Raw genomic sequence first — 22045 nt, 5'->3', positions numbered from 1 at the left:
CCATTTCTTCGGAATTATAGGTTATTCAAACAAACGAGGCAGCCAAAGGCTGATTTGAGGGATAAAAGTGACGAGTAATAATACTATAGCCATCACCACATACAACGGCAGTAAAGGCTTCATGATCTTCTGAATTGTTGTTTTCGCGACTCCCACGCCGATAAAAAGTACTGAGCCAACCGGAGGGGTACATAGCCCCACACAAAGGTTCATTACCATCATAATACCGAAATGCACAGGACTCACTCCAAGATTCTCCAGTACAGGGAGGAAGATGGGAGTAAAAATAAGCACCGCCGGAGTCATATCCATGAATGTCCCTACAAATAGCAACAACAGGTTGATGATAAGGAGAATTACGTATTTGTTGTCGCTAAGTGCCAGTAAAGCTTTACTCACCGACTGCGGAATATTCTCGAAAGACATTACCCACGACATGCTCATGGATGTCGCTATAAGCAACATTACAATGGCAGTGGTAACTACCGAATTCAGGAACACCTGGTACAGGCTTTTGCGGTCGATTTCTTTGTACAATGCTGATAATACAAGGGTATAAAGCACCGCAATGCCTGATGCTTCAGTAGCAGTAAAAACTCCCGATACGATTCCTCCAATTACGATTACCAGCAAGAGTAAACTTGGAAGCGCCTCCACAAAAGTTCTAAAAGTTTTTGACAATCCGCTTTTCTCGCCCCGGGGATATTTTTTCTTTTTTATCCAGAAAGTTGCCGTTAGCATGAGTGCAAGCCCCATTAAAATTCCAGGAATATAACCCGCCAGGAACAAAGCGGCTATGGAAACTCCACCACTGGCCAGGGAATAAACGATCAAGACGTTCGATGGAGGGATTACAAGCCCTGTGGTAGAAGAGGTGATGTTTATGGCTGCGCCAAATTCTTTGGAATAATTTTCTTTTTCCATGTGAGGGCCCAGAATACCACCAATCGCTGAAGCCGCTGCAACAGCCGATCCTGAAATGGCTCCAAAAAGCATGGCTGCGATCACATTCACATAAATAAGGCCGCCAGGAAGCGAACCAATGAGTGCCTTGGCAAAGGCGATAAGCCGGGTGGCAATACCACCCCGGTTCATGATCTGTCCCGCCAGAATAAAGAAGGGGATCGCCAGCAGCGAAAAACTGTCCAGGCCTGTGGCCATTCGTTGTGCTACCGTTGTAAAAGCGGGGATAGAATCTATGGAAACCAGCATGGTCAGCAAACAGGAAATTCCGATAGACCAGGCGACAGGCACTCCAATACTTAAAAGTATAAGAAAGGAGATAACAAGTATGAGGATTTCTACGATCATGCCAGGAATGTTTTAGCGTTGATGATTTCGTTGACTTTATAAACAATGACCAGGATTCCGCTGAGGGGAACCACAAGGTACACGAAAGATAAAGGCAGGCTTAAAGCTGCCGAAGTTTGTCCAAGATCATAGTTCATATACACCAGGTTTCCCCCGCCGATAATCAACACCACGAAGCAAAAAAGTATTATAAGTATATTGATAAAAACACGTAATCTTATCCGGTTCTTTTCATCCAGCTTTGGTGGCAGAATATTGATTGCAAGGTGCTCCTGCTGCCCGGAAGCATATGCGGCACCCAAAACCCCAATCCAAATTAGAAGAAATCTGGAGATCTCTTCTGTATAGGAGCTCGGAGAGTGTAAAACATAGCGTGAGAAAACCTGCCAGAGCACGGCTATAACGATGCAAACCATCAAAATGACCAGAAAATTTCCTAATATTTTATCTAATTTTTGTTTCATCATTTCATCGCTTGAATTGCCTCGATAGTTTTCCTCATCTCCGGATTCTTCTTAAATTCTTCATACATAGGCTGCACTTTTTCGCGGAAAGGTTCCTTATTGGGAGCGATCACTTTCACCCCGGCTTTCTTGATCTCTTCCAGCGCATGGAGTTCAGCTTCATGCCAGATCTTTTTCTCATATTCTGAAGATTCCATCGCGGCTTCCTTCACCCACTTTTGTTCCTGTTTCGAAAGCTTGTCCCATACAATGGTACTTATTAAGAGTTCATCGGGCAGCGCGGTGTGTTCATCGGTGATAAAAAACTTGCAGACCTCGTAATGATGGGAAAGATAGAAGCTCGGAAGGTTATTCTCTGCTCCATCCACGATCCCCTGCTGTAAGGCGGTGTAAAGTTCTCCCCAGGAAATGGGGGTGGGCGAACCGCCTAAAAGATTGACCATAGTAATGGCGGTCTGGCTTTCCATCACCCGCAATTTCAGGCCCTTTAGATCATCGGGGTTATAGACCGGCACTTTGGTATAGAAACTCCGGCTCCCGGCATCGTAAAAAGTGAGGCCTTTCAATCGATTTTGAACGCTTTCATTTAAAAGACTTTCCCCTATGTCGCTTTCCAGCACATTAAAACGATGCTGCCGGTCCCTGAAAAGAAAAGGCAGGCCGAAAACCTTCAGTCTTGGCGCAAAATTTTCGAGAACTCCTGTGGAAACCTTTGTCATTCCCAAACTTCCTATTTGAAGGAGTTCCAGGGTCTCTCTTTCAGATCCTAATTGCTGGTTAGGATAAATATCGATCTGTAGCGTTCCGTGTGATTTTTCCTTAAGGCGTTTGGCCATGAATTCCATCGCCTTGTGCACGGGATGTGTAACATCCAGCCCATGGCCCAGTTTGATGACCTTGACCTTTGAGTCGTTTTGGCAGCCTATAAAAAGGGATGCTAAAAACACAACTATAAATACCTTTGAAAATTTTAGCATTCTTTCTCTCCCTCGTTTTTGTACTGCTCTGAAACAGCCGGAACTGCTGCCGAAAAGGCCGGGCAAATTCTATATTGAATATTCATTGTCAATTTTCTAAAATTATTATCTCTTGATCCTGCCGCTCACATTTCCGTTTACCACCTCGAGAACTTCTTCTGCGCTTACCAAATTAGCATCTCCCACATGAGTATGTTTCAAAGCACAGGCGGCATTGGCAAAATCCAGCACCTGTTGATCGTCCTCAAAATGCTGCAATCCGTAAAGAATTCCGGCTGCATAAGCATCGCCGGTACCAATACGGTCTACTACATCTCTTATCTCCAGTTCTTCGCTGGTGATGTATTTTTTATCGGTCCAGCCCCGGCCGTAGATCTTTTGCCAGGAAGAACTCACGCTATTACGCACTTTATCAAAGATCTTTTCTATGGAAGGAAAAGCCTTCATGAGCGCTTTGCTGGCAGCAATAAAACTTTCTTCATCAATTTCATATTCAGTACCAAGGAGCTCGTTGATCTCGTTGACACCACCTATAAAAATGGTGGAAAGACTGACCAGTTCGGCCAGAACATCCTGACTATTCCTTCCGTATTTCCACAGATTGCTTCGATAGGCAGGATCTGCAGTAACAATAATACCTTTTTCTCTGGCGATCTCCAGCCCTCTTTTAAGCGCCTGGTATGCTCCTTCTGAAATTGCCGGGGAAATTCCCGCCCAGTGCAGGTAACCTGCATCTTCCAGAATGCCCTCCCAATCCACACTTTCGGGACTAATATTGGCAAAGGAACTATGCAACCTGTTGTAAGCGATCTGGCTGGAACGCATTGCCGAACCCACCTCCAGGAAATAAATTCCCAGCGGATGCTCTACTTTTTTTACTTCGGAAACATCTATTCCAAATTTCCGTAGGGTTGAAATTGCGGCTTCCCCTACTATGTCGTTGGAGACATTGGTGATATGCTGAACCTTCATTCCAAAGTACGCCAGCGAAGCACCTACATTCATTTCAGTCCCGCCGAAGAAAAAATCGAGGTGCGTGGCCTGTTGCAACTTCCGGTTCTCGGAAGGCGACAGGCGCATGAGCACTTCGCCAAAAGTGACCACCTTTTTCTTTTCTTCGGTTTTCTGCTGCATCAATTGAATTAGGGAATGAATTTATTTTTTAAGCCTTTTGATCAACCCCAGCGTTTCTTTTACCATTTGCTGAAGTTTGTCAAAATCTTTATTTGCGAGGATCTCTTTGGAAATAAGCTTGGAACCCATTCCAACGCAGGTCACGCCGGCATTGAACCAGCCCTTGAGGTTTTCCTCATCTGGAGATACCCCACCGGTAGGCATAATACTCGTCCATGGCTGCGGACCTTTAATGCCTTTTACGAACTGAGGTCCGTAGATATCTCCCGGGAAGAGCTTTACGATCTCACAACCCAGTTCCTCGGCACGTGCAATTTCGCCAAGCGTTCCACAACCCGGAGACCACAATACTTTTCTTCGGTTGCAAACCACCGCGATGTCTTCCCGTAGCACCGGCGTCACGATAAAATTCGCACCCAGCTGCATATATAAGGAAGCCGCTGCAGCATCGGTCACCGAACCTACTCCCAGGATCATCCCGGGCAGTTCCCTGATCGCGTATTTGTTCAGTTCGCCAAAAACCTCAAAGGCAAAGTCCCCGCGGCTAGTGAATTCCAACAAACGGGCACCGCCGTCGTAGCAGGCCTTCAGCACTTTTTTTCCTAATTCCACGTCAGAATGAAAGAACAGGGGCACCATCCCAATGTCTTCCATCACCGCGGCTACTTCCAATCTTGAATATTGAGCCATATCTGATTATTTTATCTGGAGACACGCCCGGAAGCGTCTCCTCCCATTAGTTTCTTCACTTCATCTACAGTGACCAGGTTCGCATCTCCCTTGATAGTATGTTTTAATGCGGAAGCTGCTACGGCAAAATTCAGCGCATTCTGATCATCATCAGGATACTGAAGCAATCCGTAGATCAAACCTCCCATGAAAGAGTCGCCTCCTCCTACGCGGTCAACGATATCAGTGATATTGTATTCCGGAGATTTGAACATGGTCTCGCCGTCATAAAGCACTCCGGCCCAGGTGTTGTGCGATGCTGAAATGGAACCACGAAGCGTGGTGATCACTTTCTTGGCATCCGGGAATTTCTCCATCATCTGCTGACAAACAGATAAGAAAGCTTCAGCCTTTACATTCTCACCCTGGGTCGTAATGTCCAGTCCTTCAGGTTTTATTCCGAAGTGTTTTTCAGCGTCTTCCTCATTTCCGAGGATGATATCACAGTATGAGGTAAGCTCGGTCATAATGGCTTCAGGCTCTACGCCATATTTCCACAATTTCGCCCTGTAGTTCAAATCGGTAGAAACGGTAAGTCCCTTCTCTTTGGCAGTTTTCACCGCCTCCAGGCACACATCGGCTGCTCCCTGCGAAATAGCCGGGGTAATGCCGGTCCAGTGAAACCATTCAGCTCCATCAAAGACTTTCTTCCAATCGATCATTCCTTTTTGGATCTCCGCAATAGCCGAATGAGCACGGTCATAGACCACCTTACTTCCGCGGTTCACAGCCCCGGTTTCGAGGAAGTAGATACCAAGGCGGTCGCCGCCAAAGATGATCTTATCGGTTCCAACGTTTCTTTTACGCATTTCCATCAGGGCACATTCCCCAATGTCATTTTTTGGCAAACGGGTCACAAAATCTACCGGCACGCCATAATTGGCAAGGGAAACAGCCACGTTGGACTCCCCCCCACCATACACCACATCAAAACTGTTAGCCTGTGAAAATCTCAAATATTCAGGAGGTGCCAAACGAAGCATGATCTCACCGAATGTCACTACTTTTTTCATATATCTGTAATTAGTTTTATAAAATTAGTTTCGTTATTTATTAAAAATCAAAGTATTCTTTGGCATTATGGTAACTGATATCGGCAATGGTCCTGCCTACCAGTTCAAAATCCATGGGTAATTCGCCGTTCTCCATTTCAGTCCCGAAGAGGTTACAAAGCACCCTGCGGAAATATTCGTGCCGTGGAAATGACAAAAAGCTGCGTGAATCGGTAAGCATTCCAATAAAACAGCTTACCAGCCCCATGTTGGAGAGGGCGTTGAGTTGTTTGACGATGCCGTCTTTCTGATCGAGGAACCACCAGCCCGAACCGAGTTGTACTTTACCTTTCACGCTGCCGTCGTTGAAATTACCAACCATAGTGGCAAAGATCTCATTATCGGAAGGGTTCAAATTATAAAGGATGGTTTTGGTCAGTTTATCCTGACCATCAAGGGCATCGAGGAACGCAGAAAGATTTTCAGCCTGTTTAAAATCAGCGATGGAATCCCAACCGGTATCGGGGCCGAGTTCCTTCAGCATTCTTTTGTTATTGTTGCGCAGGGCTCCCAGGTGAAATTGTTGCACCCAGCCAAATTTGTGGTAGGTTTTTCCCAAAAACAGCAAAATCGCCGTCTTGAACTTTTCAGCTTCCAGTTCTGAAACCGCTTCACCTTTTCGCTTTTTACTGAAGATATCCTCAATTTCGGCATCGGTAAATTCTTCGAAAGAGATAAAATTGAGTCCGTGGTCACAAAGCCTGCAGCCGTTCTCATGGAAATTTTCGATGCGTTTGCGCAAAGCTTTTTTCAGGTTATCAAAAGAATCGATGGAAACCTCTGCGGCATCGGACAATTTGTCCAGGTAAGCATTATAGCCTTCCGCATCAATGAGAATGGCTTTATCGGGGCGAAAGGCGGTGCTCATCTTGATATCAAAATCGCTTTTGGCCAGTTGCTGGTGATATTCCAGGGTATCGGTAGGATCTTCGGTAGTACAAACCGTCTCCACGTTCATCTTTTTCAGCAACCCGCGACAGGAATTCTCCGGCAATTGCAATTGCCGGTTCACCTCTCCGTAAATCCGTTCTGCCGATTCTTCGTTCAGCAATTCATCAATTCCGAAGTATCTTTTGAGCTCCAGGTGCGTCCAGTGGAATAGCGGGTTTCGCAAGGTATGCGGTACCGTTTTGGCCCAGGCTAAGAACTTTTCCTTATCGCTGGCATCGCCGGTAATATATTTTTCATCGATACCCAAAGTCCGCATGGCTCGCCATTTGTAGTGATCCCCATAGAGCCAAACCTGCGTGATATTATCAAAACTACGGTCTTCGGCGATATCCTTCGGAGGCAGGTGGTTGTGGTAATCGATAATAGGCTGATTTGCCGCGTACTCCTGGTATAGTTTCTCCGCCGCCTCGTTCTGCAGCAAAAAATTGTCTTTTATAAAGGTTTTTTTCTTCATGTATGGTTTGTTCTTCAATTCAATTTTATCGGCCCATCCAGCCCCCGTCAACCGTAAGAATGGAACCATTCATATAGTCACTGGCTTTTGATGCCAGAAAAATGACAGGACCCTTGAAATCTTCAGGTTCTCCCCACCTTCCGGCCGGAATTCTGGCAAGGATAGCTTCACTTCTTTCTTCATTATCCCGCAATGCCTGGGTATTATCAGTAGCAATATAGCCGGGAGCGATCGCATTGATCTGCACTCCGTTAGCCGCCCATTCATTGGCAAAAGCCTTGGTCAACTGGCCAATAGCTCCTTTTGAAGCCGCGTAACCGGGAACGGTAATCCCCCCCTGAAAGGTGAGCAGGGAAGCCGTAAAAATGATCTTACCGCTTCCACGGGAAACCATTTCTTTCCCGATCTCCCGGGTAAGGATAAATTGCGCATTCTGATTTACTTCGATCACCTTATCCCAATATTCATCGGGATGTTCGGCAGCAGGTTTTCTCATGATGGTCCCGGCATTATTCACCAGGATGTCGATCTTCGGATTTTCAGATTTTAGTTTTTCTATAAAGCTATACAGCGCTTTTCTATCGGAAAAATCACATTGGTAGCCTTTGAAGCTCCTACCTTTTGCTTTTACCGCCTTTTCTATTTCTGAACCTTCCGGTTCCAGGGACGCCGAAACACCAAGAATATCGGCACCGGCTTCTGCCAAAGCTTCAGCCATGGCAAATCCTATCCCTCTTTTACAGCCTGTCACCAGCGCTGTTTTTCCTTCTAAACTAAATAAATTCATAAGCTGCTTATTTCAGTTCGTCCGGAGTTACTTTATCCATATCGCCATAGTCGAGGTTTTCCCCGGCCATACCCCAGATAAAGGTATAATTGGAAGTTCCTGCTCCGGCATGGATCGACCATTCCGGAGAGATCACCGCCTGGTGATTTTTCATAAAAATATGCCGTGTCTCATCCGGCTGCCCCATAAAGTGACTGATGGTTTGTCCTTCTTCAAGATCGAAGTAGAAATAAACTTCCATTCGGCGGGTGTGGGTATGAGGAGGCATGGTGTTCCATACATTTCCTTCCACAAGTTCGGTCATCCCCATCTGCAGCTGGCAGGTTTCAAGGATACTGTTCACGATAAGCTTGTTCAATATTCTCTTATTAGCATACTTTGCATCCCCAAGTTCTATCACCTCAGCATCTTCCTTTCCAACTTTTTTAGTTGGATAGGGGTGATGTGCAGGAGCAGAATTCAGATAAAAATACGGCTGCTCAGACCCTGATTTTTCAAAGATCACTTCTTTATTTCCGCGTCCTACATACAGAGCTTCTTTATGTCCAATTTCATAAACTTCGCCATCAACGCTTACCTTTCCGGCACCTCCCACATTGATGATCCCAAGCTCCCGGCGATCGAGGAAATTTTCTGATTTCAGATCGTCGAAGGCCTCCAGTTTCAGAGCCTTATCAACAGGGAAAGCACCCCCGGCAATAAAGCGGTCATACATGGAATAGGTAAGACTGATCTCATTTTTCTTGAAAATTTCAGGAATAAGAAAATGGTCCCTTAGCTCCTGAGTGTTATATTTTTTCACATCTTCGGGATGATGTGCGAAGCGGAATTCAGAGTGAGTCATAATTGTGGTTGTTTTAAAGATTTATGCAATCGATTACACGAATATATTGATTTTTTTTTAGTATTCAAGATTTTAAGAAGAATACTCCTAGTAAATACCGTAAAATTTCTCCTGATGTCAATGGAAGATGTTAAAAATTTCAAATACTATACTGGAATTGCCAAAATAAGTATTCATCTGGGATAACCCATCCTGTAGTATACTGCCGCCGTCATTGCCGTTAATACAAAAAGAGAAAATCCTTATGGCATTCTTTTCAAACCCTCCCAACGAATCCTCCAGGAACCGTCTTTAGGAAATCCGGGGGTTTTTCCAATGCTCCCGTCCCAGCCCGCACACATCATTGCAACAGCAGTTAATAATCCGCCATTGCCGGGAAGATAAACTGGCAGCCTTTCTTCCTGATAATTGTGTCCATTCTTGAGATAGGTATTAGTTTGCACGTTCATGAATAAAGCGTCTACAGCTTTTTGAGGCATCCCTAGCCTGGCTGCAGCCATAGCAGTCATGGGAAAATCCCACCCCCATGTATCTTTCCAGCTCCATTTATTCCAGACAAGATTTAAGGTATTTTTCATGATCGTTTTATCTAATATGGCAGTTTCCGGTAACATACCATAGGTTCCAAGTACCGAAGGATGATCGGTTTTATATTCGGGATTGGTATAAGAATCAGTAGCGCTTTCTGTTGCCAGATAGACCCCGTTTTGAACCGGCAGCGCCGAAAGTTTCTCTAAAACCCTTTGCCAGGCAGGATCTGGTTTTTCACCTAAACGTTCCTTCCATTCTAACGCCGTTTTTAAGCCCCAATACCAGTACGCAAGCTCATAGGTAGGATTGAAAGTCTGCATTGGTTTATATCTTTCCTGGGCAGGAATCAAACCCGGCCCCAGTTCGTAGCGATCCTGCTGCGGATCATAATGAGCGAAGGAAGCCATGAAATCGGCAGTGGCAAAGACCCCGTCTTTGTACCGGAGGAGGGTCTCTTCAGAAGGGTTTGCACGATACATCAATTCTGCATAGGTTATAAAATGAGGTTCTTGCCATATAAGAAAAGAACCTACAGAGGAAGGACCTTCATCACCAGATGGATCGGTCATTTTTTGCCATCGCGCTCCTTTGAATCCCTGCCTTTCAGCTATAGCTTTCGCCTTCGCTAATACTTTTTTATACCAGGGTAAGCTTTTTTCCAGCAATTCCGGTCTACCCCAAAGAGCATAATGAATGCCATGCCACCAGTGCATCTCCAGGTGAGGTTTCCCATACCAGCTGTTATAGGTAAGACCGGTTTCCTGGGGTGGCATGGTGCCAGCACATTGTAACCGGGTGAGGTATTGTGAAAGGACGACACGACGTTCCAGCTCATTGGCCCGAGGATCAGTACTTCCCGAAAAATCTACTGCCCCGCCACTTCTCCAGAAATTCTTCCATCCATGAGTACTACTTTCTTTTACCTCCGCAAAAGAGGGAATTTTTTTAAAAACCTTATCAGAGAACCGGCATGTAAAGGAAAAATCCTCCTCCCCTGTTGGTTTCAGAATAAAATAATTCTCCTCTTTTTTATCAAATTTCGCCTTTCCAGACCAGGTAAGGCCAATATTGTAAGTGAGGGAATCCAGCTTTCTGGCGATCGCTACCTGCTGCTCATTTTTTGAAATAATCTTGCTGGTATAGTTAGATTCGCCGCTCCATTTGGTTCCAAGATCGGTCCATTCACCTGTCGGATATGGGATCCTTAGCCGAATCTTTAACCGGCCCCTGGAAATCAGATTAGATTTTATTCTAATACCCACGGCATCTGCCGCCTGATGGCATACCGTCCACACCGTAACGGGAATACCTTCAACAGAGAATCTGCTTTCTATCTCTCCTGTCCATAAATTGAGTTTCTGATCAATATTTTCCAGATCGGCCGGCGTTGCCCTTTCTCCATTTTTTTTATATAGTATCAATCCAAGGTTTCCCAACTGCAAGCGGTGCGGATTAGAACGGAAATAATTGACCGCCGCCTCTTTCCGGTGCGATTTCTTTCCCTGTGCAGAATAAGATATCTCCCGACCATATTGATGATAATTCTCAAGGGTCTCCTCGAACCTGAAATTCTCGGTATTGGGATAACTGTCCCAGCCCCATCCCGATTCTGTTCCCAAAGGCACTCCGTGCTGGTAGTATTCAGGAAAACTTTGCATTCCCGTCGCATCCACCGTATAGGCAAAGCTGCCATTCCCCACCGAAAGGGAAGCAAGGGTGTCTACTTCATTAATCTCTATATTATGCCGCGTAACCAGAGTTTTTCGTTCGATTTTTTTCTGCGCTAAAAGTAGGTGGCAGGCTAAAAGGATTTGAAAAAAGGCGAATCTTTTTAGGTAGAATAAAATCATAATCTATCAGGTTAATTTAAAAAATAAAGTCCGAAGCGGTTTCATAACGTCCTCCCTGCGATGCTGTAAAAAGGTAGGTAGGCTTTCCTTTCTGAAATAATAGCTGGGGACGTTCTGCCCTCCCGTAGCGGTTTGGATGACCAGGTGCGGAAGGTATATTGATAGGTTCGAAGGCGAACTTAAATGAGAATCCCTATCTTTATATTTGTTGATCAAATAAACATCTCCAGCATCTGCACTAATTTCGGTATCACCATGAAATTTCTCGCCATCTGTATCTTTACGTTAATATAGCCTTATTATTTTTTGGCTTTTCTTCAGAATTTAGCTTTGGTGCCATATTGTTCTTTTAAGCCGAAAAGCCTTTGCGATAAGTAAACTAAAAAAATAACCAAATTTTCTAAGTCATCCCGTCCTTCTTCAGATTTCTATAATTCTATTTTTTCTGGTCTGGTTTTAACTCATCCGGACCTTCTTTCGAATAATTATTGAACTGTTGTTTCGAAGGACTTTCGAAAATATCTTCGATTACACTTAGTTCCACTTCCTGCTTCGGGTCAAAATCCTTTGACTCCATATACTTCCGGAGGCTGTAAAAAAGCTGATGTGCAGCCGCGTCTTTACCGGGATCCTGCAGATCAACACTGCACACCAAAAGCTTTCCTTTGCCAACCTTAGCTTCAAATATCATGGCTAGCCGTCTGTTCATAAACCAGGTATCGATCGGCTGGATCAAGGGTTTGAAGCTCTCAGGAAAATCTTCGAGATTCATCACCTGCGTATTATTTACGATGCTCCACCATTGGAGATCACTGTGATAAGAGGTGGGAAATTCGGTGAATATTGGATGCCTCGGATTCACCAGAATGCCGAGCGTATGAGGAGGCCGCATCTGGAACCATGAAGTATTCCAGAACACCGGGAGAAATGTCTGTTTTACTTCCTCTCCCTTCACCACCTTTCCCGCTGCATTGAGGAACACTTTTCCCCCTGCACGCAGCACTTCTTTTGCTTTTTCATTAAGGGAAGTGCAGGTGTAAAAATCGGGTCTAATCTCAGGCGTTTTTGCTGGAAAAACCCAGAAATTCCAATGATTATGGAAAGAAGTCCCTTGAACATTCACCGAAAGAGTGAATTTGCCCGGAGTCACAACAGAATCCAAATCAGCTTCTATACTGCCGATCTTATTCAAGCCAAAGCTAAGGCTGGAATGAGGAAAACTCCCTTTTTTAATCAGTTGCCCATCTTCTGCTTTTATTTCCCAAAAAAGGTCCTTTTGAAGAGCTTGTTTTCCATAGTGCGAAACTTCTAATACGGCTGTAAATTCTTCAGTAGTGGTAAAGACGAAGTGTGGAATTTCAGCCAGGGGAACTGTGCTGTTACAAAATTCCCTGAAGTCTTCTTTATTTATGTAGGGCTTTGGATCCCAAAAAGCATCCAGAACTCCTACCAAAGCAGTTCCCTGCCCAGGATAGTCGTTCAGAGAAAGTAATTGGAAACCCGAATAATCGGGGGTGCGTAGCGCCTTTTCAATGGTATATTTATAACAGAGCGCCTGCAGTTTTCCGGAAGCCATAAAAAAATCGTGTGCCTGTGAAGCCATATGATGATCTTTCAGATCTTCGCGAAACAGTTCAAAGTTCTTAGCTTTATAAGCCCCTTTATATTTCGTTATTTCTTTAAAGTTAGGAAACACGCAATACTGTCCCATCTCATGAGAGACAAAGGGCACATCAAAATTCGCTATTGCCCTTTCGAAGTTGGCTTTAGTCTGGGGAGCAGAATTTTTCCACCTGAGATCTCGGGCACCACCTCTAACCATATATTCATTATTTGGAATTACGGGCCAGCTCCCCCCCACAGAAGCACCGGTATAGATCCTTCGCGGATCCTTTTTCTTCCAGTAGGCATTGAAGCTGGAGAGATACTCCACCTGCCTTCCGCGCGGTTCATTTCCGTAAGCCATCATACAAAAGGAGGCGTAATTCCCATACTGCCGGGCCATTCTGTTTGCCTCCTGGTAAATGTATTTATCTACAGGTCTGCCCACTCCCAAAGCGGTGCCGTGGTTTGCCCAGCTAGGACCTTCAGGCTGAAGATACAGGCCTTCCAAATCTGCAGCCTTAAAGGCTGCTTCTGGAGGGCACCAGGAATGATAGCGCACATGGTTTAATCCATGAGCCTTTATGATCCTGAAAATCCGAAGCCAGGAATCAAGATCCATATCAGGATAACCTGTGAGTGGAAATACCGCATTATCTACGGTTCCTCTCAGAAAAACCGGTCGACCGTTAATCGTAAAATTTTTCCCATCGGTTTTAAATTCCCGCATGGCGAATTGAACCTGGTATTGATCTTCTTCAGAAGTGGCCGAATGGAGTTTTAACTTTAATAGGTACAAAGCGGGGTCAAATTCATCCCAGGTTAAAAAATCATCTCCCATTGGGATACTGAGATGCAGTGTATCAGCCTTGCCTTCGTAAGCATAACTATAGCTCTGCCTTTTGATACTGTCTTTTCTTTCTGAATTAAAACTACTTCCCCAAATTTCAAGCCTGCCTTCATCTCCAATGCCTTCCATAGAGGCCAGCGCTATCTTTAGATTCACCTCTTTAGCATTTAGATCGGGATAAGCCTGCACTCCTGAAATATAAACGGGGGCAGTTGCAGTAAGCTTCAGTTTTCCAATCATTCCATTCCAGTTACCCTGGGTGTGATCGGTAATACTATGAGAATCGGGGCCTACATTGATATTTTTAATCCGATTGTCTATACGGAGGCTGATGCGGTGCTTTCCCGGAGAAAGTAAAGAATCAAGCTCATATTGATGTGGCGCAACAAGGCTGTTTCTCATACCTACTTTAACTGAATCTATCCAGAGGATGGTTTCGGTATGCGCTCTTTCCAGGAACAACTTAATATGTTTATTTTTCCACGTCTTCGGGATCACCACCTCTTTCTGATACCATGCGGCTCCTTTGTATTGCTTTTCCGGCGTCAGCCAGAATGGAAATTTCACATCGCCCGGCTGTCTGTACTTTTTGTACCGGGGATTGAAGTAAAAAGAACTGTCATAAATACTTCCCGTCCATTGTGTTTCTAAAGTCACAGGATCACCTTTGCCCCGAACTCTCATGGAACCGGGAAGCTCAATTTCACCATCCAACGTTTTGTTATACCATTTCTCATTAACGCCCAGATCTTTCTCATCCTTTTGGAATTTCCATTGCCCTTCCAGATCGATCGTATCTCTGACCTGGGCCTGTAAGGAAAACCCAATGGAACTCAACAATATCAGAACTACTATTCTCATTTCTTTCATCATTGTACTTTACGCTCTACGGGCTAATCTTCGACGTTGAAATTCTCCACATTTTCGCGGATGTACCTTTCTCCCCTAATGGTATCGGCAGTGACGTTTTTAAGAATAACATTTTCTACAGGAAGTTCTTCGGCCCCTTTAATGCTTGAGAGGAATTTGACATTGCCGGCATGAATATTCCTTAAACACAAATTATTGATGGGAGTAAGTTTTTTCTCAATGGTAGGAACTAAATTGCGCCACTGATAGAGTACATCTGTTTCTACACCAAGTATTCCTCTTTCTATTCGCCCCGCCTCCACATTGTTTACATAAATATTCCTGACAAAGCCTCCCCTGCGTTCATTGGTCTTTATATACAGAAGGTGATTGAGTTTGGCCCCCTCTACCACTCTGCAGTTCTCTATGAGGACATTTTCAATACCTCCGGATAATTCACTTCCCAAAGCCACGAGCTGATGCCCGTTTTTAACAGTGCAATTTCGAATAACAATGTTCTTAGAAGGCGTATTTAATCGCCATGCATCCTGATTTCTACCAGATTTGATAGAAATTGCATCATCCCCCTGATCCAGAACACAGTTCTCGATCAATACATTCTGACTCATTTCAGGATCAATGCCATCATTGTTATGCCCATGTGCTTTCACCCTTATATTGCTGATCAGTATATTTTTAGACATAAAAGGATGAATGGTCCAGAAAGGACTTTGTTGGATGGAGATGTCTTGCAGCAGGACGTTCTCACACCGGTTGAACTGAATGAACTGTGGCCTGAAATGGGCTGAATCGTTCACCATCTGTCTTTCCTTTACAGGTTTTGAATAGGAAGAGAGGTTGTAAAGTCTTTTCAAATTTTCCATGTGTGCTTTAGGGCGGGCAAACCATTTCTTCCATACTTCCATGTTGGCTATCAATGTTCCTTCGCCGGTAACAGCCACATTCTTACAGCCGAAAGCATAGATGAGTGGGGAATAGTTATAACATTCCATTCCTTCCCACGTAGTTTGAACGGATGGCAAATAATCATCGGGATTTTCTGAGAATTCCAGCACCGCTCCTTTTTCGAGATGGAGATTGACATTGCTCAAAAGGTGTATCTTTCCGGTGTTCCAATGCCCTTCAGGAATAGTCACCGTAGCGCCACCCATACGATTCGCCTTTTGTATAGCTGCCGCGATAGCCTGAGAAGTCTTCTCTTTCTGCCCCTCTACAGCTCCAAAATCGGTAATTGCAAGTTCGGTGCAATCACTGAAATCCGGCACTGTGATATCCGGCATTTCGAAAGGTGCTTCCACTTCTATTTTTCTGAGCTTCATCCGAGATCCCAGCCTTTTTTCCGAAGAGAAAAAGGAAAAAGAACAGAATAGCAGTAGGATCAGATTTCTTGTAATGATCATTTTTTTATTATTCCTAAGGGAAAGATATCTTTCCCGTACACTTCGTTCAACAAGGTTCCTGCTCCGGCATAGATCGCCGAACCCCCGCAAATTATACCTTCAAAACCAGTGAAGGTCTTGATCACAGAGTTACCTGTGGCGTCCCCCAGAGCCAACAGAAAGAACAACAAAGCCAGAGTTGCGAACACGAACTGTAACGCTCTGCTCATTCTAAGTGTTCCAAAAAACAGCAAAAAGGTGAAGATTCCCCACATAATCAAATAAGCAACCATGGCACTTTCGGAAGCGGCACTTCCCCACCCCAACTTCGGCATCACCAAAAGCCCTACCAGGCTTAGCCAAAAGAAGCCATAGGAGGTAAAGGCCGTCAGGCCGAAAGTATTTCCTTTTTTAGCCTCCAGTATTCCGGCAATCACCTGGGCCAGTCCTCCGTAGAAGATTCCCATTCCAAAGATCATGGCGTTCATTTCAAAAAAACCGGAATTGTGTAGGTTCAACAAAACTGTTGTCATTCCGAAAGCCAGCAAACCCAAGGGTGCAGGATTAGCAGTATGATCTTTTAGGCTTAATAGATTTGAATTTTCCATATTCATAATTATTGAGTTTTTGATGAATTTTGGGAGTTGCTTTGCTGCTGTTTAATGATCTCTATATCTGGTTTTGGAACAGATTGCATGTCTGTTCCAAAATAAAAGCTGGTATGCGGAGGTTGATTATATCCCACATTTTGCCAGGCAACACTCAGGCGATACTGGGGATCCTGCATAAAGGTATATTGTCTTAGATTGGTAGGAATGGTCGTAGAATAGATTCGTAATTCTTTATTATCGTCACTTCGCAGGATCAATTCTTCCCGCCAATCACCAAGTATATCGGCAGACAACGCAGGAGTAGCTTTTGAGCCATTGTTCGAAGAAGCTCCCTCAGCGGTAAAAATGCGCCCTTTCCCATATTTTTCGATGTAATTTCTGTTCAGCAGTTCCCTGGTAGCATCGCCATCCCACCAGATAAGGAAATTCGTTGCCCGGGGAGCTTGTCCTATCACGTTTCCTTTAATATCATATAAATTCGGTGAACCCGACCACCACATTTCAGCTCCCTTGTGATCAGGATCTATATTGCCGGCCACCCCGCGACCCACGTCTCTGTTATGGGAGGCGGTGAACAGTACTTTCCCATCTTCCGCAGCATAAAGAGCTACCCCAGGGCCCTTGGTGCCGTTTTCTATTTCATGGATCCCAAATACTTCCAGACCGGGCCTTTCCGGATCCAGATCGCTCACATGCAGGGCGTCTCCATGCCTGAAGCCGGTGGTGTACAAGCCAGAGCCATCATCATCAACGACCATGGAACCAAAGATGATCTCGTCCTTTCCGTCGCTATCAACATCGGCTACAGAAAGGTTGTGATTTCCCATTCCCGAATAGGGATTTTCTCCATTCTTACTGTCAAAAACCCACCTGGAGGAAAGCTCTCCATTTCGAAAGTCCCAGGCAGCCAAGACTGTTCTTCCGTAGTAACCGCGCCCCATTACCACGCTGGGATGCTTCCCGTCAAGATAGGCGACACAAGCCGTAAAGCGGTCAACGCGGTTGCCGGTATTATCATTTCCTCCGTTACCGCCTCTTCCTCCCCAGGCACCAATATCTCCGCGGGGCGGCAAATAGTCTGTAGTGGCCAGGGCTGCTCCTGTCTTTCCGCTAAAAACCGTGAAATACTCAGGCCCTTTAAGGACCTTACCGTAGGTCCGGGAATTTTGATCCAGGTCTCTCCAGTCCTTATCTTTATCGCCTATGATATGACCAATCCCATCTACGGTTCCATCAGCAGTTTTACAGGCTACCTCGGCAATTCCATCTCCATTGAGATCATAAACCATAAACTGAGTGTAATGAGCTCCTTCCCTTATATTTTTTCCAAGATTGATCTGCCAGAGCAGAGTTCCGTCTAGTTTATAAGCCTGAAGAATTGGAGTATCGGTTAGCCCTGTTTGAGAATTGTCATGCCCTCTGCCGGTTTGATGCACTACAATCTCGTACTGCCCGTCCCCGTTCAGATCACCAACAGAAACATCATTGGGCCGGTAACCTTCAATGGTTTTGAGAGGAAGGCTTATATATTCTTTTGCTTCGGAATTAGCAGGAATAGAAAAATCACCTTTTTCCCTGATCTCCTTACCGCCTGAAATACTGGTCACATACCAGGTGTTTTCAACAGAGGCTTCCGCCGTAGAATCGGTGAAATTCGTGGCCCCGTCAAGAGGCTTTTTATTCAGCTTAATAGCTGTTCCGTCGGATGGCTTTCGGTAAATATTGAATGTCAGTCCGTCAGGATCGGTTGCGAAAAATCGCCAGCTAACAAAGACGTCTCCGTTTTCTTTTTTTATGGCAATCAGGCCCCTGTCCAGGTCCTCCATTTGACGCTGGGCCATGAGATAATTCTGGTTCAGAAAAAGCATAAGGAAGGCAATGATAATTTTCTTCATTTGTGTATTATTTCGATTTTCGGTTTCGGAAATTCTTTGGTTTCAGCCCCCAGATAGAATCCTACCTGCGGAGGCATATTATAAGCGGTATTTTGCCAGCCCACACTCAAGCGGTATTGAGGATCATGCATAAGAGTATAGAACGGGTGGTGAGAGAGCGTGGTGGGGGTATAAATGCGCAGGCTTTTATTGTCGGCACTACGCCAGATGACCTCTTCCCTCCAATCCCCGAGAATATCGGCGCTCAGACATGGGGTGGCCTTGGTGCCGTTGTTCGAACTCACGCCTTCAGCTATAAGCAGTGGAACACATCTGTTATTTTTCCAATCCCATTTTTCAATACGGTTCTTATCTAAAAGTTCACGAGTAAGATCATCATCCCACCAGATCAAAAAGTTGTTGGAGCAGGGGGCTTGCCGGCTAATAGTGTTTCCTTTGGCATCCCTTAGGCCTCCTGGTCCTCCCCAGTTTTCATATCCAACATACCTTGGGTCTATGTCTGCAGCAGAGCCACGCCCTACATCCACTCCAGGGCCTTTAGACCAGAGAACTGTTCCGGTTTCAGCATCGAAAATTGCCACTCCGGGAGTTCCCAAAGCTTTTGTCTTTCCTTCGTTTTCATGGATTCCGAAAACTTCCAGACCGGGACGGTCAGGATCAAGATCGGTTAAATGCATAGCATCTCCATGCCTAAGGCCCGTGGCATACAATCCGGAACCATCATCGTCGAGGGTCATGGCTCCCACACAAATTTCATCCCTGCCATCGTGGTCTACGTCAGCTACCGCCAAATCGTGATTTGCCATTCCTGAATAGGGATTTTTTCCATTTTCAGAGTCAAAGGTCCATCTGGACTGCAGGTGCTTTCCGTTGAAATCCCACGTAGCTACCACGGTACGCCCATACCACCCCCTTACCATGACTGCACTGGGTTTTTTCCCATCGAGATAGGCCACCCCCGCGGAAAAACGGTCTGAGCGGCTGGCGGTATTATCATTCCTGCCATTCCCGCCTATCCCACCCCAGCCATTAAGAGGAAAACGGTTAGGAATATATTTTTCAGTATCTATAGCTCTTCCGGTCAACCCGTCAAAAACCGTTATGTATTCGGGGCCCTTTGCAATTTTGCCATACATCGGACTTTTTTGATCATAATTTCGCCAGTCTTTGGAGGGATCACCAATAATTTTCCCGGTACCATCTACGGTGCCGTCTGCTGTTTTACAAACAATTTCAGACCTGGCGTCCCCGTCGAAATCATAGACCAGGAAGGTCGTATAGGCTGCACCCGACCTAATATTCTTCCCAAGATCTATTCGCCATAGCATCTTTCCTTCCAGAGTATAGGCATCCAGGATCTGATTGCCTGTGAAGCCGGTTTGCGGAGGATTTTTAGCATTGTCTGGCTGCCATTTCAAAATGATCTCATATTGTCCATCTCCATTGAGATCTCCCACACTGGCATCGTTTGCCGAATAGGTAAAGGCTTTGCCGTCAATTGTCCCACCTTCTGGAATTTGCAAGGGTATCGAAATATAATCTTTCAGAGGCTCTCCTGCCTCTGGAGGGACAAATGAAAGAGTGTCCACTATCTTTTCTTTGCCCTGTTGAATTTGCGCCAAATAATAGGTGCGTTCCCGGGAATTGCCTGTTTTGTCTATGAAATTGTTCAGGCTGGTCCTGACTATGCGTTCTTTTGCTCCCGGTTCCTCTTCTGAATAAAGAGCGAATTGAATATCCTGCGAATCATCCCCAAGGATCCTCCACCCAAGATAAACACCTTCATTAGTCTGCAAGGCAATAAAACCCCCGTCGAGAAATTCCATTTGACGTTGCGCTCCAAGGCTGAAAGTAATAAAAATGAAGAGAATCGTGATCAGGCCAATATTTACGGAACTTCTATCTTTCATGCCGGTTTAATGGATATTTCTAAAAATAGCCCACTTTTATGGTTCCCGTATCCTGCACCTTCCTGCTGATCGTTTATTGGTTTCCAAAGGGATCGCGTAGGAATTAAAATCTCACCAGAGATCAGGCCCAAATTATCCAAAAGAACTCCCCTTTTCCTTTAATTTATTAGCTCTATTGGGCGAGAATCACAGCTCCCCAACAAAGAGGAATACACCGCTGAGAAGATGTTGCATTTTCTTCCCCAGCTCTATTGCGAATTGACATATAATGAATCAGAAAAAGTTACGCCGGGAGAATTTTCGATCTTCAGTTTTGAATTGTCATCTGTTTCTATTGTGACATTCTGGAGGTTCCAGTTTTTACTATAGTTTATTTGCCCGGCAGTTTCAGCCTGAATATGCACATCTTTTAGGTTAATATTCTCTACATAAGAACTATTCAGGCCATTAACGTTGATAGCCCTTTTTGCTCCATCTACGTCAATATTATAAAGAGTGATATTCTGAAACTTTGGAATTCCCTTTGATCTCGGTTCTACATGCCTCAGCATTTTTTTCCATCTTAGGGGTATGGAATCTCGATCATAACCATCAGGCAATTTTGAATAACTGTAAGAAGGGTTCCAGTTCATCGAAACTTCTATAAAAGTTCGAACAGAATCCATTTTTATATTTTCCAGGTAGATATCTTCTACTGTACCTCCCCTTGTAGTTGCCGATTTGATATTTAATCCGTTTTTGGTTCCATTACCCCGGATATTTGAAGCATATACATGCCTTATACTTCCCGAAGTTTCACTTCCTATGGTGAGTAAGCCTGAGCCTTGTCGTGCAATACAATCGCGTACCACTATATATTCCGTGGAGCGATTAACCCTAAGACCATCCCAATCACGACCAGCCTTGAGGCAAAAATTATCGTCATTACAGTCTATATCGCAGTTCTGAACTAGGATCCATTTTGAAGAATCAATGTCAACCCCATCGGTACTTGGACCATGCCCGTCAATATTATTTCGGATGGTAATACCATCAACAGTTATGTGATTGGAATATAAAATCTGCACCGTCCAGAAACCGGCTTTCTGAATATTTATCTGCTTCAACTTTACGTCTTCCGAATTCGAAATCAAGAACGTACGAGGACGTTTGGCATCATAATCTACGATCCACCTTAGACCTTTTGGTTCATATTCCTTCCGCAAATCCCAATAATAATCCCAAAAGACCTTTCCCTGCCCGTTCACCAGACCATCTCCATCAATGATCACATTTTTCTGGTTCCTCACATTGATCAAAGCTGCAGGCCATTTCATTTCAACCCCTGCAATGCGGGTGTCTATTTCAGGATAGTCTTTGATGTCTTCACTTCCCCTAATTTCAACTCCTTTAGGAATTTGGAAATGCACTCCTTCTTTTATAAAAACAGATCCTGTCAGATAAATTCCCGGCTTAAAGGATACTGTTCCGCCTCCATTGGCTGCACAAACATCAATAGCCTTTTGAATGGCTTCAGTATTAAGAACTTTACTGTCCATTTTGGCAACATAATCATTAACATAATATACCTTTTCCCGCAACTTAAAATCTTTGGAACCAACTTTTGAAACCCAATCTGGTTGAAGGCTTTCAGTTTTTATCTTATCTGATTCTGCTTCACCGGAAGATTTACAGGAAAAAAAGAAAAACGAGCAAATTAGACCCAGGAATATAGAATAGAATTTCATCAAAAGAGGTTTAAATAGGGTTATTGATTTTGTAATTTCCATAACTTTATGCGTCTCGCCATCCCGTACTTACCTGAAGAAGATTATAATACATGCATTTTCCAAATTGGGCAGTCA

Annotated in this window: 16 protein-coding genes; all 16 read right to left on the bottom strand. The window is 44.6% G+C overall.

From position 1 onward, the window contains the following. Positions 1 to 21 precede the first annotated feature (21 nt). A complete protein-coding gene (locus tag C7S20_RS10460; protein WP_107012426.1) occupies positions 22 to 1311 on the bottom strand; it encodes a TRAP transporter large permease in 1290 nt (429 codons plus the stop codon). Next, complete coding sequence (locus C7S20_RS10455) at positions 1308 to 1778, bottom strand: TRAP transporter small permease (protein WP_107012425.1); 471 nt, start codon at positions 1776 to 1778, stop codon at positions 1308 to 1310. The genes C7S20_RS10460 and C7S20_RS10455 overlap by 4 nt, the downstream gene beginning before the upstream one ends. After that, a complete protein-coding gene (locus tag C7S20_RS10450; RefSeq protein WP_107014191.1) occupies positions 1775 to 2752 on the bottom strand; it encodes a TRAP transporter substrate-binding protein in 978 nt (325 codons plus the stop codon). The genes C7S20_RS10455 and C7S20_RS10450 overlap by 4 nt, the downstream gene beginning before the upstream one ends. Before the next feature lie 105 nt (positions 2753 to 2857). Next, positions 2858 to 3886 (bottom strand): sugar kinase, encoded by a 1029-nt coding sequence (locus C7S20_RS10445; protein ID WP_107012424.1) that lies wholly within the window; start codon positions 3884 to 3886, stop codon positions 2858 to 2860. 21 nt (positions 3887 to 3907) lie between these two features. Further along, a complete protein-coding gene (locus C7S20_RS10440) occupies positions 3908 to 4576 on the bottom strand; it encodes a bifunctional 4-hydroxy-2-oxoglutarate aldolase/2-dehydro-3-deoxy-phosphogluconate aldolase (RefSeq protein ID WP_107012423.1) in 669 nt (222 codons plus the stop codon). An 11-nt stretch (positions 4577 to 4587) separates the two neighbouring features. Continuing rightward, the gene (locus C7S20_RS10435) at positions 4588 to 5628 is read right to left on the bottom strand and encodes a sugar kinase (protein ID WP_107012422.1); all 1041 of its coding nucleotides are present in this window, start codon (positions 5626 to 5628) and stop codon (positions 4588 to 4590) included. 40 nt (positions 5629 to 5668) lie between these two features. Further along, positions 5669 to 7072 carry a glucuronate isomerase gene (gene uxaC / locus C7S20_RS10430; protein WP_107012421.1) on the bottom strand — a complete coding sequence of 468 codons (1404 nt, stop codon included), beginning with the start codon at positions 7070 to 7072 and terminating at the stop codon, positions 5669 to 5671. A 25-nt stretch (positions 7073 to 7097) separates the two neighbouring features. Next, a complete protein-coding gene (locus tag C7S20_RS10425; protein ID WP_107012420.1) occupies positions 7098 to 7859 on the bottom strand; it encodes an SDR family NAD(P)-dependent oxidoreductase in 762 nt (253 codons plus the stop codon). A 7-nt stretch (positions 7860 to 7866) separates the two neighbouring features. Beyond that, the gene (gene kduI, locus C7S20_RS10420) at positions 7867 to 8703 is read right to left on the bottom strand and encodes a 5-dehydro-4-deoxy-D-glucuronate isomerase (RefSeq protein ID WP_107012419.1); all 837 of its coding nucleotides are present in this window, start codon (positions 8701 to 8703) and stop codon (positions 7867 to 7869) included. A 242-nt stretch (positions 8704 to 8945) separates the two neighbouring features. Beyond that, positions 8946 to 11084, bottom strand: coding sequence for a hypothetical protein (locus tag C7S20_RS10415; protein ID WP_227008990.1), 2139 nt, complete (start codon positions 11082 to 11084; stop codon positions 8946 to 8948). 436 nt (positions 11085 to 11520) lie between these two features. Beyond that, complete coding sequence (locus tag C7S20_RS10405) at positions 11521 to 14397, bottom strand: exo-beta-1,4-galactosidase (protein WP_227008989.1); 2877 nt, start codon at positions 14395 to 14397, stop codon at positions 11521 to 11523. A 32-nt stretch (positions 14398 to 14429) separates the two neighbouring features. Beyond that, positions 14430 to 15725, bottom strand: a complete 1296-nt coding sequence (locus tag C7S20_RS10400) for a glycoside hydrolase family 28 protein (RefSeq protein ID WP_227008988.1) — start codon at positions 15723 to 15725, stop codon at positions 14430 to 14432. 77 nt (positions 15726 to 15802) lie between these two features. Further along, the gene (locus C7S20_RS10395; protein ID WP_193510765.1) at positions 15803 to 16393 is read right to left on the bottom strand and encodes an acetate uptake transporter; all 591 of its coding nucleotides are present in this window, start codon (positions 16391 to 16393) and stop codon (positions 15803 to 15805) included. Positions 16394 to 16401: 8 nt separating this feature from the next. After that, positions 16402 to 18291 carry a rhamnogalacturonan lyase gene (locus C7S20_RS10390; RefSeq protein WP_107012416.1) on the bottom strand — a complete coding sequence of 630 codons (1890 nt, stop codon included), beginning with the start codon at positions 18289 to 18291 and terminating at the stop codon, positions 16402 to 16404. Continuing rightward, positions 18288 to 20201, bottom strand: a complete 1914-nt coding sequence (locus C7S20_RS10385; RefSeq protein WP_107012415.1) for a rhamnogalacturonan lyase — start codon at positions 20199 to 20201, stop codon at positions 18288 to 18290. The genes C7S20_RS10390 and C7S20_RS10385 overlap by 4 nt, the downstream gene beginning before the upstream one ends. A gap of 248 nt (positions 20202 to 20449) precedes the next feature. After that, the gene (locus C7S20_RS10380) at positions 20450 to 21928 is read right to left on the bottom strand and encodes a glycoside hydrolase family 28 protein (RefSeq protein WP_107012414.1); all 1479 of its coding nucleotides are present in this window, start codon (positions 21926 to 21928) and stop codon (positions 20450 to 20452) included. Between the last annotated feature and the right edge of the window lie 117 nt (positions 21929 to 22045).

Origin of the sequence: Christiangramia fulva, from assembly GCF_003024155.1 — a bacterium.
GTDB lineage: Bacteria > Bacteroidota > Bacteroidia > Flavobacteriales > Flavobacteriaceae > Christiangramia > Christiangramia fulva.
Note: the sequence above shows the minus strand (reverse complement) of the source record. Positions and strands in the feature narration are given on the sequence as shown.

Coding starts and splice junctions, on each gene's coding strand:
- C7S20_RS10380 (WP_107012414.1), bottom strand. CDS start 21,928: ATGAAATTCTATTCTATATTCCTGGGTCTAATTTGCTCGTTTTTCTTT.
- C7S20_RS10415 (WP_227008990.1), bottom strand. CDS start 11,084: ATGATTTTATTCTACCTAAAAAGATTCGCCTTTTTTCAAATCCTTTTA.
- C7S20_RS10395 (WP_193510765.1), bottom strand. CDS start 16,393: ATGGAAAATTCAAATCTATTAAGCCTAAAAGATCATACTGCTAATCCT.
- C7S20_RS10435 (WP_107012422.1), bottom strand. CDS start 5,628: ATGAAAAAAGTAGTGACATTCGGTGAGATCATGCTTCGTTTGGCACCT.
- C7S20_RS10405 (WP_227008989.1), bottom strand. CDS start 14,397: ATGAGAATAGTAGTTCTGATATTGTTGAGTTCCATTGGGTTTTCCTTA.
- C7S20_RS10450 (WP_107014191.1), bottom strand. CDS start 2,752: ATGCTAAAATTTTCAAAGGTATTTATAGTTGTGTTTTTAGCATCCCTT.
- C7S20_RS10455 (WP_107012425.1), bottom strand. CDS start 1,778: ATGATGAAACAAAAATTAGATAAAATATTAGGAAATTTTCTGGTCATT.
- kduI (WP_107012419.1), bottom strand. CDS start 8,703: ATGACTCACTCTGAATTCCGCTTCGCACATCATCCCGAAGATGTGAAA.
- C7S20_RS10390 (WP_107012416.1), bottom strand. CDS start 18,291: ATGAAGAAAATTATCATTGCCTTCCTTATGCTTTTTCTGAACCAGAAT.
- C7S20_RS10425 (WP_107012420.1), bottom strand. CDS start 7,859: ATGAATTTATTTAGTTTAGAAGGAAAAACAGCGCTGGTGACAGGCTGT.
- uxaC (WP_107012421.1), bottom strand. CDS start 7,072: ATGAAGAAAAAAACCTTTATAAAAGACAATTTTTTGCTGCAGAACGAG.
- C7S20_RS10440 (WP_107012423.1), bottom strand. CDS start 4,576: ATGGCTCAATATTCAAGATTGGAAGTAGCCGCGGTGATGGAAGACATT.
- C7S20_RS10400 (WP_227008988.1), bottom strand. CDS start 15,725: ATGAAGCTCAGAAAAATAGAAGTGGAAGCACCTTTCGAAATGCCGGAT.
- C7S20_RS10445 (WP_107012424.1), bottom strand. CDS start 3,886: ATGCAGCAGAAAACCGAAGAAAAGAAAAAGGTGGTCACTTTTGGCGAA.
- C7S20_RS10385 (WP_107012415.1), bottom strand. CDS start 20,201: ATGAAAGATAGAAGTTCCGTAAATATTGGCCTGATCACGATTCTCTTC.
- C7S20_RS10460 (WP_107012426.1), bottom strand. CDS start 1,311: ATGATCGTAGAAATCCTCATACTTGTTATCTCCTTTCTTATACTTTTA.